Source organism: Rhodoferax lithotrophicus (assembly GCF_019973615.1).
Classification (GTDB): domain Bacteria; phylum Pseudomonadota; class Gammaproteobacteria; order Burkholderiales; family Burkholderiaceae_C; genus Rhodoferax; species Rhodoferax lithotrophicus.
This window is the reverse complement of sequence record NZ_AP024238.1, coordinates 3,606,792-3,621,268: the sequence shown is the minus strand read 5'-3', so window position 1 is coordinate 3,621,268 and position 14,477 is coordinate 3,606,792. Positions and strand designations below refer to the sequence as shown.

The window sequence follows — 14,477 nt, the reverse complement described above, 5'->3', positions numbered from 1 at the left end:
CATGACTGAATCCCTTGCTCCACAAGCCTTGCCAATTGCCATCACCATGGGGGATGCTGCAGGCATCGGCCCCGAGATCATCGTCAAGGCTTTTCAACAAGCGCCACAAGACTGTAGGGATTGTTTTGTGGTGGGTGACGTGGCCACCCTGAGGCGTGCGGCGGCACTGGTGGCCGGGCATGGCGTGTGCTGGCCAGTGGCTGAACTTGCAACTGCCAGCGAGGCTTTAAAAACACCGCCACGCTGCATTCCTGTTCTGTCCATTTACCCTGGTCAGTATTTTGCTGTGGGCCCTGTGCCTTATGGCGTACTTAGCGCACATGCTGGGCGAATGGCGGGGGACTGTGTGGTATGGGCTGCACGTGCTGCATTGTCTGGTGAGGTGGCGGCGTTGGTGACTGCCCCCTTGAACAAGGCTGCGCTATCCATGGCGGGTGGCTGGTTGGCCAGTTTTCCGGGGCATACCGAGTTGTTGCAAGCCCTTGCGGCGGAGTATCTGAAAACAACGGTTGCGCAATTGCCGGTACGCATGATGCTGGCCAATGATGAGTTGCGTGTGGTGCTGGTGAGCATTCATGTGGCTCTGCGCGAGGCCTTGACGGCAGTGACTTTTGACAACGTGTTGCAAAGCTTGTTGATTACACATCGTTCTTTGTCGGCTGTTTTGGGTCGAGCGCCAAGGATCGGTGTGGCTGGTTTGAACCCTCATGCGGGTGAGGGCGGTTTGTTTGGTCGTGAAGAGCTGGATGTGATCTTGCCAGCCGTTCTGGCCGCACGTGCGCAGGGTGTGCTGGCCAGCGACCCCATTGCACCCGATACGGTGTTCATGCGGGCGCGTGCCAAGCCCGGTCAGCTGGGTGAGTTTGATGTGGTGCTGGCCATGTACCACGACCAGGGGCTGATTCCGGTCAAGTATCTGGGCGTTGAGAAAGGGGTGAATGTGACGCTGGGTTTACCGCTGGTGCGCACCAGTCCCGATCATGGTACGGCATTCGACATTGCCGGTACGGCAAGGGCCGATGCATCTAGTTTGGTGGAAGCGATTCGCATGGCCAGACAGTTAAGTGACAGTTGAATGAAAGGTGCTCGGCTACAATCAAGGGTTGATACCTATAGCGATCTTTATCATTGAGGATTCCCATGAGTGAAAGTCTTGTCGAAAACGTCTCTCTCGACTCCAGTAAACGAACATGGCTGATTGCATCTGGCTGTGCGGGTGCTGTGGGTGGCATTGCGGCTGCAGTCCCTTTTGTCAGTTCATTCCAGCCTTCGGAGCGCGCCAAGGCCGCAGGAGCTGCGGTTGAGGCTGATATCTCCAATCTCAAACCGGGTGAAAAAATGACAGTGGAGTGGCGTGGCAAGCCGGTTTGGATCGTGCGCCGAACGCCAGAGCAATTGGCAGAATTGCCAAAAAACGATGGGCAACTCGTTGACCCCAATTCGGAGCGTAAACCTGCGGAGCAAGCGCCCGAATATGCCCGTAACGCAACACGTTCGCTGAAGCCAGAGTACTTGGTCGTGGTGGGTATTTGTACTCACTTGGGTTGTTCGCCCAATGAAAAATTCAAGCCCGGTCCTCAGCCGTCTCTGCCTGATGATTGGCCTGGTGGTTTTTTCTGTCCATGCCATGGCTCTACTTTTGATTTGGCGGGTCGTGTGTTTAAAAACAAGCCTGCGCCAGACAATCTTGAAGTTCCGCCACACATGTACCTCTCAGACACCAAGCTTCTCATTGGTGAAGATAAAAAAGCCTAAGGATCAAAAGCATGGCTACTTTTCATGAAATTTCCCCCAATGCTTCGGCTGGCGAAAAAGCTTTGAATTGGGTTGATAACCGTTTCCCTCTCTCCAAGCTCTTCAAAGAGCACATGAGTGAGTATTACGCGCCCAAAAACTTCAATTTCTGGTACATCTTTGGCTCGCTTTCCCTGTTGGTGCTGGTGATTCAAATTGTCACCGGCATTTTTCTGGTGATGCATTACAAGCCGGATGCCGCTTTGGCATTTGCCTCGGTTGAGTACATCATGCGCGATGTGCCATGGGGTTGGCTGATTCGTTACATGCACTCCACTGGAGCTTCCGCCTTTTTTGTGGTGGTGTATTTACATATGTTCCGCGGTCTCATGTATGGCAGCTATCGTAAACCGCGCGAGTTGATCTGGATTTTTGGCTGTGCCATTTTCCTGGCCTTGATGGCTGAGGCGTTCATGGGCTATTTGTTGCCATGGGGTCAGATGAGCTACTGGGGTGCGCAAGTGATTGTGAATCTGTTCTCGGCTATTCCTTTTATTGGCCCAGATCTGGCTTTGTTGATTCGTGGTGACTTTGTCGTGGGTGATGCCACGCTGAATCGCTTCTTCAGCTTCCACGTGATCGCCGTGCCGCTGGTTTTGCTGGGTTTGGTGGTGGCGCACATCATCGCATTGCACGAAGTGGGCTCCAATAATCCAGATGGAGTGGAAATCAAGGCCAGTAAAGATGCCAAAGGTATTCCGCTGGATGGCATTCCGTTCCATCCGTACTATTCGGTGCATGACGTGTTTGGTGTGAGTGTCTTCCTGTTTGTGTTCTCTGCCATCATTTTCTTTGCGCCTGAAATGGGTGGCTATTTCCTGGAGTACAACAACTTCATTCCGGCGAACCCATTCCAGACTCCTTTGCACATTGCGCCAGTTTGGTACTTCACACCTTTTTATACATTGCTGCGTGCGGTAACTGCTGAAATGATGTATGTGCTGATTGCCTGTGTATTGATTGGTGCGTTCCTGGCGGTCGCCAAAGTCAAAATGCCAGCCTTGTTCAAAGGGTTGATCGTGGGCGGTGCCGTGGTTATTGTTGCCATGATGATGGTGATTGATGCCAAATTTTGGGGTGTGGTCGCCATGGGTGGCGGTGTTGTGATTTTGTTCTTCCTACCTTGGCTTGATAACAGCCCGGTGAAATCCATTCGTTATCGTCCGACATGGCACAAGGTTCTGTATGCCGTTTTTGTGGTGAACTTTGTAGTGATCGGATATTTGGGCACGCAGCCTGTGTCTGTGATTTATGGGCGAATTTCCCAGTTGGGCACCTTGTTCTATTTTGGCTTCTTTATTTTGATGCCTTGGTGGAGTCGCATTGGTACCTTTAAACAAGTACCAAGCCGTGTCAATTTCAAGGCACATTGATCAGGAGAACAAGGAATGAAAATCATGGGTTTCACTCAAAAAATTATTCTCAGCTTGACTCTTGCCTTAGGTTTGGGTTCTGTTGTACACGCTAACGTTGGCGGTCCAGCATGGGATAAGGCACCGGACAGGATTACAGACAAAGCAGCATTGCAAAATGGAGCAAAGGTGTTTGTTAATTACTGTCTGAGTTGCCATTCAGCAGCATTTAATCGCTATAACCGTCTCCAGGATATTGGATTGACGGCTGAGCAAATCAAGAACAATCTGCTTGTCACCAATACCAAAATTGGTGACACCATGAAGGCGGCTATTGATCCCCAACAAGCCAAGGCTTGGTTTGGTGTAAATCCCCCCGACCTGACCGTGATTGCACGTTCTCGCGCTGGTGCAGGAGGCACAGGTGCGGATTATTTGTACTCCTACATGCGCGGGTTCTATGCGGATGAGACCAAGCCCACTGGATGGAATAACCATGTGTTCCCTAATGTGGCTATGCCGCATGTGCTGTGGGAAATGCAAAGCAGCATGACTCCCGCACAGTATGACCAAACCATTGGTGACTTGGTGAACTATTTGCAGTGGATGGCTGAGCCAGCGCAGACCACTCGGAAAACTATGGGTACTTGGGTGTTGATCTTCTTGGCTGGTTTGATCTTCTTGACCTGGAAACTCAATAAAGCGTACTGGAAAGACGTTAAATAACAATGCTGGTTTAAGCTGCGTCTTGCATGTAAATGCATTCGCAGATTGGATAGAGTGGGCTGGTGCATAACCTCCCGCTCTTTTACTTTTTTTAGGAGCCTTCACCATGATGGTGCTTTACTCGGGTACAACTTGTCCCTATTCTCATCGTTGCCGTTTTGTTCTGTTTGAAAAGGGCATGGATTTTGAGATCCGTGATGTCGACTTGTACAACAAGCCAGAGGACATCAATGTCATGAATCCTTATGGTCAAGTTCCCATTTTGGTGGAACGTGATTTGATTTTGTATGAATCGAACATCATCAATGAATACATTGATGAACGTTTTCCACATCCTCAATTGATGCCTGGTGATCCGGTGGATCGAGCTCGTGTGCGACTGTTTTTGCTTAACTTTGAAAAAGAGTTATTTACTCACGTCTCTACGTTGGAATCCCGTACAGGCAAGGCCAACGAAAAAGCACTTGAAAAAGCCCGTGCACATATTCGTGACCGTTTGACTCAATTGGCACCCGTGTTTTTGAAAAATAAATTCATGCTGGGTGACGGTTTCTCGATGCTTGATGTGGCGATTGCGCCACTACTGTGGCGTTTGGATTATTACGGTATCGAGCTAAGTAAAAATGCAGCTCCATTGCTGAAGTATGCCGAACGGATTTTTTCCAGGCCCGCCTACATTGAAGCGTTGACACCCTCAGAAAAGGTCATGCGTAAGTAAGTGCAGGAGTTGTTTTTAATGAAGCAAGATTTACAAACTACATCGACCCGACCTTACCTCATTCGGGCGTTGCATGAATGGTGTGTCGACAACGGGCTGACACCTTATGTAACAGTCGTTGTTGATGACTCCGTACAGGTTCCCCGTGAGTTTGTGAAAGATAGTGAAATTGTGCTCAACATCGGTTTTGATGCCACCACTGGCTTGAAGCTGGGCAATGATTTCATGGAATTTAAAGCCCGGTTTGGTGGTGTGGTGCGGGATATTTTTGTGCCTATCAACAATGTGGCTGCTATTTTTTCTCGGGAAAATGGTCAAGGCATGGCATTCCCGCGTGTTGAGCAGGCTCAACACGCCTTGGATGACCCTGTGGAAGGTATGACGAGTAAACCCAGTTCGGCTCGACTTGCTCCTGTGCAAAGTTCTTCCAGTGAAGGTACTACTACGATGTTGTCTGATACAGGCTTGTCAACAAAACCTGTGGTCCGCCCGTCTTTAACCAGAATCAAATAACTTGCAGGTTCGTTGCGGTTTTATCCCGAAAAATTGGATAAAATCATGGTTTAGCCGATTTAGCTCAGTTGGTAGAGCAACCGCCTTGTAAGCGGTAGGTCGTCAGTTCGAATCCGACAATCGGCACCAAATTTCAGTTTTGACGACGTATTTTCAATCGAATAGATCTTACTTCGAGTGAATGTGTTCGTAAGTGGGATTCAAATGCTGGCAGCAGCTGGCGTAGTTTTGCTGCAGTTATATTATTAGACAGCAGCAGACACCAAATACCTTCTTCAATAGGCCCCGCCTGTACTTGGTGACGTAGAGTTGCTGGTATTAACGCGTTGATAGCGCGTAATCGCGCGTTAGATTCACGGTTGATATCCATCAGTTTGGCTAAACTCGGACTGTTTTTGCTGGCTTGTAATAAAGTCACAGATGGATGGTGTCTTTTCATGAGCATGAGGGCATTTCAGATGCAATTGATTATCACGGATGCCTGGCTTGCGAAGTCACGTGCTTTACACCTCTCAGGTATGCAGCTTGTAACCGTATTTTTGATCACAGCCTTGGTGGTCATGTTGCTCGCTCTAGGCTTGTATCACTTGGTTTTTCTTAAAGGTGCTCGTGATGGATGGCCGGTTGTGGGTGCATTGGTCAAATTGGTGACCAAAGATGAGTTTGAGCAACGTGACCGTTATTTGCGTGAAAACCTTGATGTGATGGCGCGTCGTATGGGTGAAATGCAAGCAAAACTCACCCAGCTTGAGTCGCTTGGTGAGCGTGTATCCAGTTTGGCTGGGCTCAATCCTGTTGAGATCAAAGGTATGTCTGGTCAAGGTGGTGTAGAGGTTAGAGGTCATGAACTCACGTTGAACGAAGTTCAGGCGACATTGGATGATTTGGAGCGGCTGACGCATCAGCGTACCGATCTTCTGACGGTTCTGGAGTCCCGTTTGTTTGATCGCAAAATGAAGAGCCTGACGATTCCTACCCAAAAACCCGTCGTCATGTCGGAGTTGGGCTCTGCTTTTGGATGGCGGATCGACCCAATTACTGGTCGCTCTGCTTTACATACTGGGCTGGATTTTCCCGCTCCGGTTTCCACGCCAATTTTGGCGGCAGCGGGGGGGGTGGTTGTTGTGCAAGAGTTTCATCCCGAATATGGCAACATGATTGAAATTGACCATGGAAATGGTTTAGTGACACGTTACGCTCATACTTCCAGAATACTGGCGAAGAAAGGGGATCTCATTAAACGCGGACAAAAAATTGCAGAGGTAGGTAATTCGGGCAGATCTACTGGGTCACACCTGCATTTCGAGGTGCTAGTAAATGGAATCTTTCAGGATCCTCAAAAATTCTTGGCTGCAGGTCAACACCAGCAGAGCATGCAATTTGCCCATGCCGAAATATCCAAGCCCACTGAAGGTGTGAAGCCTGGCTTTTCAACGGTACATTGATCGATTCAAAGTTTGTCATTTGGGAACAGTAAAATCCACTAAAACCGAGTGCTCACAGTAATGTGTCAGCGCTTGTGTTTCTTCATGTGATCCCCATTTCAGTTAGATCGTAAAAATAAGGATTGCGTTGCAATTTGCCCTTGCTGGGTAGGCTGCGCGCCCTGTATTCATGGCCACCAATTTCCTCACTAAAATTTTCGGTAGTCGCAATGACCGCCTGCTCAAAAAATACCGCCAAACCGTCGCAAAAATCAACGCGCTGGAGGCAGGTTTTGAAATGCTTACCGATGAAGCCTTGTGTGCCAAGACCGGCGAGTTTAAAGATCGCTTTGCCAAAGGCGAATCGCTGGATGTATTGTTGCCTGAAGCTTTTGCGGTGGTTCGTGAGGGTTCCAAACGTGTCATGAAGTTACGGCACTTTGATGTGCAAATGCTTGGCGGCATGTCACTGCACAATGGCAAGATTTCTGAAATGGGTACTGGCGAAGGTAAAACGCTGACGGCTACTCTGCCGGTGTACCTGAATGCGCTGTCCGGTAAAGGTGTTCATGTGGTCACTGTGAATGACTACCTCGCTAATCGTGATGCGCAGTGGATGGGCAAGCTGTACAACTTTTTGGGCTTGTCAGTGGGTATTAACCTGCCCAATATGCCTCGCGAAGAAAAACAGGCCGCTTACCGTGCTGACATCACTTACGGAACCAACAACGAATACGGTTTTGATTACCTGCGTGACAACATGGTCTATGAAGCTGCAGACCGTGTGCAACGAGGGTTGAATTACGCCATTGTTGACGAAGTGGACTCCATTTTGATTGACGAGGCCCGCACACCACTCATCATCAGCGGTCAGGCTGAAGATCAAACTGACCTGTACCAGTCGATCAAGTTGATCGTTCCCCAACTCGAAAAGCAAGAAGGTGAAGCTGACCCACATACGGGTGAAGGTATTACCAAAGAAGGTGATTTCACTATTGATGAAAAAAGCCATCAAGTGTTTTTGACCGAGCGTGGTCATGAAAACGCCGAACGCATTTTGTTTTCAATGGGGCTTATTCCTGAAGGTGCCAGCCTTTATGACCCAGCCAACATCACGCTGATGCACCATCTGTATGCTGCTTTGCGTGCACAGCACCTGTACCACCGGGATCAGCACTATGTGGTGCAGGCTGGTGAAGTGGTGATCGTGGACGAATTCACCGGTCGTTTGATGACGGGGCGGCGCTGGAGCGAGGGCCTGCACCAAGCCGTAGAAGCCAAGGAAGGCGTAGCCATCCAGCCTGAAAATCAGACCATGGCTTCGATCACCTTCCAGAATTACTTCAGGTTGTATGGCAAGTTGGCAGGGATGACAGGTACGGCCGATACCGAAGCCTACGAGTTCCAGGAAATATATGGTTTGGAAACGGTGGTCATGCCGCCCAATCGTCCAAGCCGTCGTGATGACCAATTGGATCGGGTTTACAAAACCACACGTGAAAAATACGTGGCGGCTATCGCCGACATTCGGGAATGTTATGAGCGTGGTCAGCCCGTGTTGGTTGGTACTACCTCCATTGAAAACTCGGAAATCATTGCAGACTTGCTGGATAAGGAAAAGTTGCCACATCAGGTGCTCAACGCCAAACAGCACGCCCGAGAGGCAGACATTGTGGCCCAGGCTGGTCGCCCCAAAATGATCACGATTGCTACGAACATGGCGGGCCGGGGTACAGACATTGTGTTGGGTGGCAACATCAGCAAAACCATTGAAACCATTGAGGCTGACGCATCCTTGGATGCGTCACAGAAGCAACAGCAGATTGATGCCTTGCGCGCCCAATGGGCCAAAGACCATGAGTTGGTCACCGCTTTGGGGGGCTTGCGCATTATTGCCACTGAGCGGCATGAATCGCGTCGTATTGACAACCAGTTGCGTGGCCGCTCCGGCCGCCAAGGTGACCCAGGTTCATCACGGTTTTACCTGAGTCTGGATGACTCCTTGATGCGTATCTTTGCCGGTGACCGTGTCAAAGCCATCATGGATCGCCTGAAAATGCCTGAGGGTGAGGCCATTGAGGCGGGCATTGTGACCCGCTCCATTGAAAGTGCTCAGCGCAAGGTGGAAGCCCGCAACTTTGACATGCGCAAGCAACTGCTTGAATACGATGACGTGGCGAATGACCAACGCAAGGTGATTTACCAGCAGCGCAACGAGATTCTGGATGCGACCGAATTGGGCGCACAGATACAGTCACTGCGCGAAGGCTGCTTTGAGGACATCGTGCGCCAGTATGTGCCCGTTGAATCGGTGGAAGAACAATGGAATTTGCCTGCTCTTGAAAGAAGTCTGGCCGACGAATGGCAACTCACCTTGCCCTTGCAGCACCAGGTGAATGCTGCGTCAGCCATTACCGATCACGATATTCTTGAGACCGTGCGTGCTCACGCCAACAAGGTGTTTGATGACAAGGTGGCATTGGTGGGGGCTGAAAACTTCACCCAGTTTGAGCGCATGGTGCTGCTGCAAACCATTGATACCAATTGGCGTGATCACCTGAGCTCATTGGACTACTTGCGCCAAGGTATCCATTTGCGTGGTTATGCCCAAAAGCAACCCAAGCAGGAATACAAACGCGAAGCCTTTGAACTCTTTGGTCAAATGCTCGATTCGGTTAAAAACGAAGTCACCAAAGTGTTGATGACGGTGCGTATCCAATCCAACGAAGCTGCTGCAGCTGCAGCGGCAGAGATGGAAAATCGTGCCGAACGTGTCAGTAACGTGACCTACAGCGCCCCCACCGAAACCGGTGAAGTACAAACCGTGGTGGATGAGGCCACTGTCAAGGCTGAAGTACCGCGTGTTGGTCGCAATGAACCCTGCCCCTGTGGCAGTGGCAAAAAATACAAACATTGCCACGGCAAACTGTCCTGATTTCCATCACACCGCAAAATCGGGCCGCGTGCCCGATTTTTTTCGATCAAAATCGTCTTCCCTGACTCCTGAAAGCCTCACATGTCCGTCAACCTGTCTGTCCCTAATCCTGCCGAGTTGTTTCCCATTCCCGGTGTGCGCATCGGTGTCACCGAAGCGGGTATTCGCAAAGCCAACCGCAAAGACCTGACGGTGGTGTTGATCGATGAGGGGGCCTCGGTGTCGGGTGTGTTCACACAAAACCGCTTTTGCGCCGCACCGGTGCAAATTTGCCGCGAGCACCTTGCCACCGGGCAGGGCATCCGTGCCATGCTCATCAACACCGGCAATGCCAATGCCGGAACGGGCGAAGACGGCCGCGCCCGCGCCATCCGCACCTGCCAAGCCCTGGCCGCACAGCTCAACATTGAAGCTGCCCAGGTATTGCCGTTTTCCACCGGCGTGATCATGGAAACCCTGCCGATTGAGCGCATTGAAGCCGGCTTGCCCGCAGCCTTGGCCGATGCCAAGACAGACAACTGGCTGCGTGCCAGCGAGGCCATCATGACCACCGACACCGTGGCCAAAGCCTTTGGTGTGCAGGTGCAGATTGGCGGCGTAACCGTCAGCATCACCGGCATCGGCAAGGGGGCCGGCATGATTCGCCCCAACATGGCGACCATGCTCGGTTTTATTGCTACCGATGCCAGTGTGAGCCAAGACGTGATGAAGCAACTGGCACTGGAGTTGGCTGAGGGTTCCTTCAACCGTGTCACGGTGGACGGCGACACCTCCACCAACGACTCCTTCGTGGTCATCGCCAGCAACCAGGCCTCCCATGCACCCATCACCTCGCTGGACAGTGCCGCTGGCCAGGCGCTGAAACAAGCCATGCTGGGAGTGGCCAAACAGCTGGCTCAGGCGATTGTGCGAGACGGGGAGGGGGCCACCAAGTTCATCGCCATTCAGGTGGAAGGTGGTCAAACCCAGGCCGAATGCCGCCAGGTGGCCTACGCCATTGCACACTCACCTCTGGTCAAAACTGCGTTTTTTGCCAGCGATCCCAACCTGGGCCGCATCCTGGCCGCCGTGGGGTATGCCGGGATTGCCGATCTGGATCAAACTGGCATCGACTTGTACCTGGACGACGTGCATGTGGCGCTCAAGGGCGGACGCAACCCCAACTACCGGGAAGAAGACGGGCAGCGTGTCATGAAACAAGCCGAGATCGCCGTGCGGGTGGTACTGGGCCGTGGCACGGCATCCGATACGGTGTGGACTTGTGACCTGAGCCACGACTACGTGACTATCAACGCCGATTACCGCTCATGAACGCCAGTTTTGAGCACCTGTTGCAACGGGCAGAGCACCTCATCACCCGGATTGAAGCCGTGTTGCCGCAACCACCCAGTCAGCCGGACTGGACCGCCTCCAGCGCATTCCGTTACCGCAAGCGCAGTTCAGGCCGTGCCACCCTGGAGCCGGTGCGCCACGTGGGGGCCATGTCACTCACGGATTTGAAAGAAATCGAGCCACAAAAAGAAAAAATCAACCGCAACACCCGCCAGTTTGTCAGTGGACAGCCCGCCAACAACGTGTTACTCACGGGTGCACGGGGCACTGGCAAGTCGTCTCTAATTCGTGCCTGTCTGAATGAATTTGCCTCGCAAGGCCTGCGCCTGATTGAGGTTGACAAAGCTGACCTGACCGATTTGCCCGACATTGTGGACCTGGTGTCTGAGCAAGCCTACAAATTCATCGTGTTTTGTGATGACCTCAGTTTTGACGAAGGTGAGCCCGGCTACAAAGCGCTCAAATCGATTCTGGACGGTTCGGTGGCCGCCACCACGGCCAATGTGCTGATTTATGCCACCAGCAACCGCCGCCACCTGTTGCCCGAGTACATGAAAGACAACCTGAGCTATACCCATACGCCAGACGGTGAGGTCCATCCAGGCGAGGTGATTGAAGAAAAAATCTCCCTGAGCGAACGTTTTGGACTGTGGGTGAGCTTCTACCCCTTCTCGCAAGATGAATACCTGACCATCGCCGCCCAGTGGTTGGCCTCTTTTGGCGTGCCTGCCGCCGCCATCGAGGCTGCCCGAGCACAAGCCCTGGTGTGGGCCCTGGAGCGTGGCTCACGCAGTGGTCGGGTGGCTTACCAGTTTGCCCGTGACTACGCTGGGCAACACGCCGTTGAGGCGTGACCAGCGCCATGATAGGTCTTGCCGCAGTCACACCTGCAAACATCACAAACGACATGGATAACATCCCCAAACCACACCTGATTGCAGATGCTGAACTGCCGCGCGAGGGCGGCACTGAGCGCAAGGTGGTGGACGTGGCCGTTGGGGTGCTGATCCGCCCGGAGGGCGATTTTTTGCTGACCTCACGCCCGGCAGGCAAGGTGTATGCCGGTTACTGGGAATTTCCTGGAGGCAAATTTGAAGCGGGCGAATCGGTGCAACAAGCCCTGAGCCGCGAGCTGTTTGAAGAACTTGGCCTGCACCTGCATCAGATCGAGCCCTGGCGGCAGGAAATGGTGGACTACCCCCACGCCCTGGTGCGCCTGCATTTTTGCAAGGTGCTGGCCTGGTCGGGCGAGTTGCAGATGCGTGAAGCCCAGTCGTTTGCCTGGCAGCGTCTGCCCGTGACGGTGACACCGGTACTGCCCGGCACGGTGCCCGTGCTGGAGTGGCTGGCCCAGGAGCAGCAGGCGTTAAACCCCGTGGCTTTGTAGCGTTACCAAGCCCTTGGGCGTTTGCAGCGTGGCGGTGAGGTTGGCCGGGCCCGTGTTGATGGCAATACCGGTGAGCCCTATCGCCTCATACGCCGCTTGCAGTTTGGGGGCGCTGGGGTGCGAAATGGCGATACTTTGTAACGAGACCCCCGAGCGCGGCAAACTGTTTCTGGGGTGTAGGCGCAGCGGCTCGGCATCATCGGGCTTTCCCCATTGAATCAGGCTGGGCAGCGCACCATCAAACAGGCGTTGCCCGTCTTCGCGTACCGTGATCTGCCATTGCAGCAGGCCACGGCGTGAATGGCGGCTGGCTGCCATGGCCGGGCCGCGCTCAATGCCCAGGGTTTTGAGGGCAATCCGTGCCGCCTGAATTTCCGTGGTGTTGGCGACGAAATGCACCAGTCGTGGCTCAATCGCCACGGCAGCCTGTAATGCGGAGTTGTCCATGTCAAACCACCGCTGGGCGGTGGCGCTGCCGGTTTTTTTGGCCCCCGGGTTGATGGCAATGATTTCAAAATACGCCAACGGGTAGGCGGGTGTGGCAATTTTGAACAGGCGGTTGTGGGTGCCATATTGCGCATGCTCACCGCCCGGGCCAGGGGTGATGCCCAACGTGGCTTCGCACCACTGCACTCCCTGTTCAAGCGTTTTCGCGACGATAACCAGATGATCGATGTGTGTTTTCATGGCTTGACCATACCACTGGTTGGCGGCTCTTGGCGCACATTGGCAGTGTCTTCTGCACTCAAACCCTGCCATGCTGCGCCAGCACCCCCGCCAGGTAGGGAGGTTCACTAACCAAACAGGTTGTCCGTGTCGTCCTGAGAGAGTCGTTCGTCGCTACTTGTCGGCTTCGTGATGTCGGGTTCCTTTTTCGACACGATCAGACCTTCTGCAACTTGCTCAAGCTGCCGCGGATCAACACTCGGGATGCGCAACTCCCGTCTGCCGCCGTCCTCTGGGAAATAGACTGTCAGCTTTCTTGAGAAATTCCAGAAACCCTGGACAACACCAATCCTGCCCTCCAGCCGCTTTCTGTCCAGAGGTGTCAATACGGAAAGCCGTTCTTGGGTAAAGCGAACTTTGTCGCCCAGTGAAATTTGAGTGAGTGAACTAGCGTAAGCCATTTGTGATGTTTCATCGACTCGTTGGATAGACCTCTGAAGTGTATGGGCCCTGGACATTGGTATGACGATACCCATGTGAAGCCCTCATGTCGCCGTTCGCCATGGCCATGATAGAGGGTCAATCCGCCGGACTTGCCAGCGCAGGTGGGGCTGTGCTCAGGCAACCCATTCCTTCCAAGGTGGCAGTCATCGCCTGATCCAGTGGCGTATGTGGCTCATGCCCCAGTACCGCCAGGAGTTTCCCATTGTCCATGGCCAAAGGCACCTGCCACAGATAACGCATCTCGCGCAGTTCGCGCAAGGTCACCATAAAAGGTGCTGCCAAGGCCGTCAGCCACCAAGGGAAGGCGCGCAGCGCAGGCTGGGCACCCCCATAACGTATCACCACCCGGCTGATGGCTTGTGCCAATTGTGTGCCATCGGCATCCCAATGACCCGCCATGTGAAACACCGCAAACGGCTCCAGCGATTCCCGCCGCTGCAGTAACTCAACCATGGTGCAAGCCACGTCTGGCAGGTAAGACCATAGATGGCCAACACCACGGCTGCCGGGCAGATTCACCACCTTCACGGCCTGGCCGGGTTTGACCAGCCCTTGGGAAAACCAGCTGTTGCCCGGTCTGGGACCCCAAAAATCACCGGCCCGCACCACAATCACCCGGCAACCATCACCGCTGGCTACACGCAGACGCTGCTCCAACTCGACTCGAACCATACCTTTGCGGGTGAGCGGATTCTGTGGAGCATCTTCACGTACAAGCGGGAAGGCATCGGGGCCATAGTTGTAAACCGTTCCGGGCAACACGATGGTCGCCCGCTGTGCCCGGGCAGCGGCGATGGTGTTGTCAACCATGGGCAGCACCAGTTCGGCCCAGCGCCGGTAACCCGGCGGATTCACTGCGTGCACAATGACAGAGCAGCCACGGGCAGCTGCCAGCACGTCCTCGCGATTCATGGCATCACCACGGACCCAGTCCATGCCGTCTTTGCGCTCCATTGGCAATGATCCCCCTCGCCGCAGTGCACGAACCTGCCAACCCGCATCCCGCAGCTGGCGCGCTACCTCGCCGCCAATACCACCAGTTGCCCCTAATACCAAGGCCGTTTGGCGTTCCATTTCCATCTCGATACTCCTCAAAAAGTGTGTGATGGGTGTAGTTTCAAAGAGG

15 protein-coding genes and 1 tRNA gene are annotated in these 14,477 nt (G+C 53.3%); 12 read left to right on the top strand and 4 right to left on the bottom strand.

Features of this window, described 5'->3' with window-relative positions:
* Window position 1: 1 nt before the first annotated feature.
* The 7 genes from pdxA (at window position 2) to LDN84_RS16665 (ending at window position 5,232) form a co-directional block, all read left to right on the top strand.
* Entirely contained in the window at window positions 2–1,075 is a 1,074-nt protein-coding gene (pdxA, locus tag LDN84_RS16695) for a 4-hydroxythreonine-4-phosphate dehydrogenase PdxA (RefSeq protein WP_223904557.1), read from the top strand.
* Between the two features lie 65 nt (window positions 1,076–1,140).
* Window positions 1,141–1,755, top strand: a complete 615-nt coding sequence (gene petA / locus LDN84_RS16690; RefSeq protein WP_223904556.1) for a ubiquinol-cytochrome c reductase iron-sulfur subunit — start codon at window positions 1,141–1,143, stop codon at window positions 1,753–1,755.
* Between the two features lie 11 nt (window positions 1,756–1,766).
* A complete protein-coding gene (locus LDN84_RS16685; RefSeq protein ID WP_223904555.1) occupies window positions 1,767–3,167 on the top strand; it encodes a cytochrome b in 1,401 nt (466 codons plus the stop codon).
* 15 nt (window positions 3,168–3,182) lie between these two features.
* Complete coding sequence (locus tag LDN84_RS16680; RefSeq protein ID WP_223904554.1) at window positions 3,183–3,872, top strand: cytochrome c1; 690 nt, start codon at window positions 3,183–3,185, stop codon at window positions 3,870–3,872.
* A 106-nt stretch (window positions 3,873–3,978) separates the two neighbouring features.
* Window positions 3,979–4,590, top strand: a complete 612-nt coding sequence (locus tag LDN84_RS16675; protein WP_223904553.1) for a glutathione S-transferase N-terminal domain-containing protein — start codon at window positions 3,979–3,981, stop codon at window positions 4,588–4,590.
* A gap of 18 nt (window positions 4,591–4,608) precedes the next feature.
* Complete coding sequence (locus LDN84_RS16670) at window positions 4,609–5,103, top strand: ClpXP protease specificity-enhancing factor (RefSeq protein ID WP_223904552.1); 495 nt, start codon at window positions 4,609–4,611, stop codon at window positions 5,101–5,103.
* A 53-nt stretch (window positions 5,104–5,156) separates the two neighbouring features.
* Window positions 5,157–5,232, top strand: a tRNA-Thr gene (locus tag LDN84_RS16665).
* Window positions 5,233–5,236: 4 nt separating this feature from the next.
* Here LDN84_RS16665 and LDN84_RS16660 read toward each other — a convergent pair.
* Window positions 5,237–5,542, bottom strand: coding sequence for a hypothetical protein (locus tag LDN84_RS16660; RefSeq protein WP_223904551.1), 306 nt, complete (start codon window positions 5,540–5,542; stop codon window positions 5,237–5,239).
* Between the two features lie 19 nt (window positions 5,543–5,561).
* On the opposite strand from LDN84_RS16660, the gene LDN84_RS16655 reads away from it, so the two are divergent.
* From LDN84_RS16655 to LDN84_RS16635, 5 genes are all read left to right on the top strand, one after another.
* The gene (locus tag LDN84_RS16655) at window positions 5,562–6,548 is read left to right on the top strand and encodes a M23 family metallopeptidase (RefSeq protein WP_223904550.1); all 987 of its coding nucleotides are present in this window, start codon (window positions 5,562–5,564) and stop codon (window positions 6,546–6,548) included.
* A gap of 169 nt (window positions 6,549–6,717) precedes the next feature.
* A complete protein-coding gene (gene secA, locus LDN84_RS16650) occupies window positions 6,718–9,462 on the top strand; it encodes a preprotein translocase subunit SecA (protein WP_223904549.1) in 2,745 nt (914 codons plus the stop codon).
* Window positions 9,463–9,543: 81 nt separating this feature from the next.
* Window positions 9,544–10,773: a bifunctional glutamate N-acetyltransferase/amino-acid acetyltransferase ArgJ gene (argJ, locus tag LDN84_RS16645; RefSeq protein ID WP_223904548.1), complete on the top strand. Its 1,230-nt coding sequence runs from the start codon at window positions 9,544–9,546 to the stop codon at window positions 10,771–10,773.
* Window positions 10,770–11,648, top strand: coding sequence for an ATP-binding protein (locus LDN84_RS16640; protein ID WP_223904547.1), 879 nt, complete (start codon window positions 10,770–10,772; stop codon window positions 11,646–11,648). Before argJ ends, LDN84_RS16640 begins: the two co-directional genes overlap by 4 nt.
* A 53-nt stretch (window positions 11,649–11,701) precedes the next feature.
* Entirely contained in the window at window positions 11,702–12,181 is a 480-nt protein-coding gene (locus LDN84_RS16635; RefSeq protein WP_223904546.1) for an NUDIX domain-containing protein, read from the top strand.
* Here LDN84_RS16635 and LDN84_RS16630 read toward each other — a convergent pair.
* The 3 genes from LDN84_RS16630 to LDN84_RS16620 all read right to left on the bottom strand — a co-directional run bounded on the left by LDN84_RS16630 (window position 12,161) and on the right by LDN84_RS16620 (window position 14,425).
* Complete coding sequence (locus LDN84_RS16630; RefSeq protein WP_223904545.1) at window positions 12,161–12,868, bottom strand: VOC family protein; 708 nt, start codon at window positions 12,866–12,868, stop codon at window positions 12,161–12,163. The genes LDN84_RS16635 and LDN84_RS16630 overlap by 21 nt on opposite strands.
* Before the next feature lie 107 nt (window positions 12,869–12,975).
* The gene (locus LDN84_RS16625) at window positions 12,976–13,308 is read right to left on the bottom strand and encodes a hypothetical protein (RefSeq protein ID WP_223904544.1); all 333 of its coding nucleotides are present in this window, start codon (window positions 13,306–13,308) and stop codon (window positions 12,976–12,978) included.
* 118 nt (window positions 13,309–13,426) lie between these two features.
* Complete coding sequence (locus tag LDN84_RS16620) at window positions 13,427–14,425, bottom strand: NAD-dependent epimerase/dehydratase family protein (protein WP_223913069.1); 999 nt, start codon at window positions 14,423–14,425, stop codon at window positions 13,427–13,429.
* Window positions 14,426–14,477: the final 52 nt, after the last annotated feature.

Excerpts from the sequence above, each read along its gene's own strand:
- petA (WP_223904556.1), top strand. The coding sequence starts at position 1,141 with ATGAGTGAAAGTCTTGTCGAAAACGTCTCTCTCGACTCCAGTAAACGA.
- LDN84_RS16630 (WP_223904545.1), bottom strand. The coding sequence starts at position 12,868 with ATGAAAACACACATCGATCATCTGGTTATCGTCGCGAAAACGCTTGAA.
- LDN84_RS16675 (WP_223904553.1), top strand. The coding sequence starts at position 3,979 with ATGATGGTGCTTTACTCGGGTACAACTTGTCCCTATTCTCATCGTTGC.
- LDN84_RS16660 (WP_223904551.1), bottom strand. The coding sequence starts at position 5,542 with ATGAAAAGACACCATCCATCTGTGACTTTATTACAAGCCAGCAAAAAC.
- argJ (WP_223904548.1), top strand. The coding sequence starts at position 9,544 with ATGTCCGTCAACCTGTCTGTCCCTAATCCTGCCGAGTTGTTTCCCATT.
- LDN84_RS16640 (WP_223904547.1), top strand. The coding sequence starts at position 10,770 with ATGAACGCCAGTTTTGAGCACCTGTTGCAACGGGCAGAGCACCTCATC.
- LDN84_RS16680 (WP_223904554.1), top strand. The coding sequence starts at position 3,183 with ATGAAAATCATGGGTTTCACTCAAAAAATTATTCTCAGCTTGACTCTT.
- LDN84_RS16620 (WP_223913069.1), bottom strand. The coding sequence starts at position 14,425 with ATGGAACGCCAAACGGCCTTGGTATTAGGGGCAACTGGTGGTATTGGC.
- secA (WP_223904549.1), top strand. The coding sequence starts at position 6,718 with ATGGCCACCAATTTCCTCACTAAAATTTTCGGTAGTCGCAATGACCGC.
- LDN84_RS16655 (WP_223904550.1), top strand. The coding sequence starts at position 5,562 with ATGCAATTGATTATCACGGATGCCTGGCTTGCGAAGTCACGTGCTTTA.
- LDN84_RS16670 (WP_223904552.1), top strand. The coding sequence starts at position 4,609 with ATGAAGCAAGATTTACAAACTACATCGACCCGACCTTACCTCATTCGG.
- LDN84_RS16635 (WP_223904546.1), top strand. The coding sequence starts at position 11,702 with ATGGATAACATCCCCAAACCACACCTGATTGCAGATGCTGAACTGCCG.
- pdxA (WP_223904557.1), top strand. The coding sequence starts at position 2 with ATGACTGAATCCCTTGCTCCACAAGCCTTGCCAATTGCCATCACCATG.
- LDN84_RS16685 (WP_223904555.1), top strand. The coding sequence starts at position 1,767 with ATGGCTACTTTTCATGAAATTTCCCCCAATGCTTCGGCTGGCGAAAAA.
- LDN84_RS16625 (WP_223904544.1), bottom strand. The coding sequence starts at position 13,308 with ATGGCTTACGCTAGTTCACTCACTCAAATTTCACTGGGCGACAAAGTT.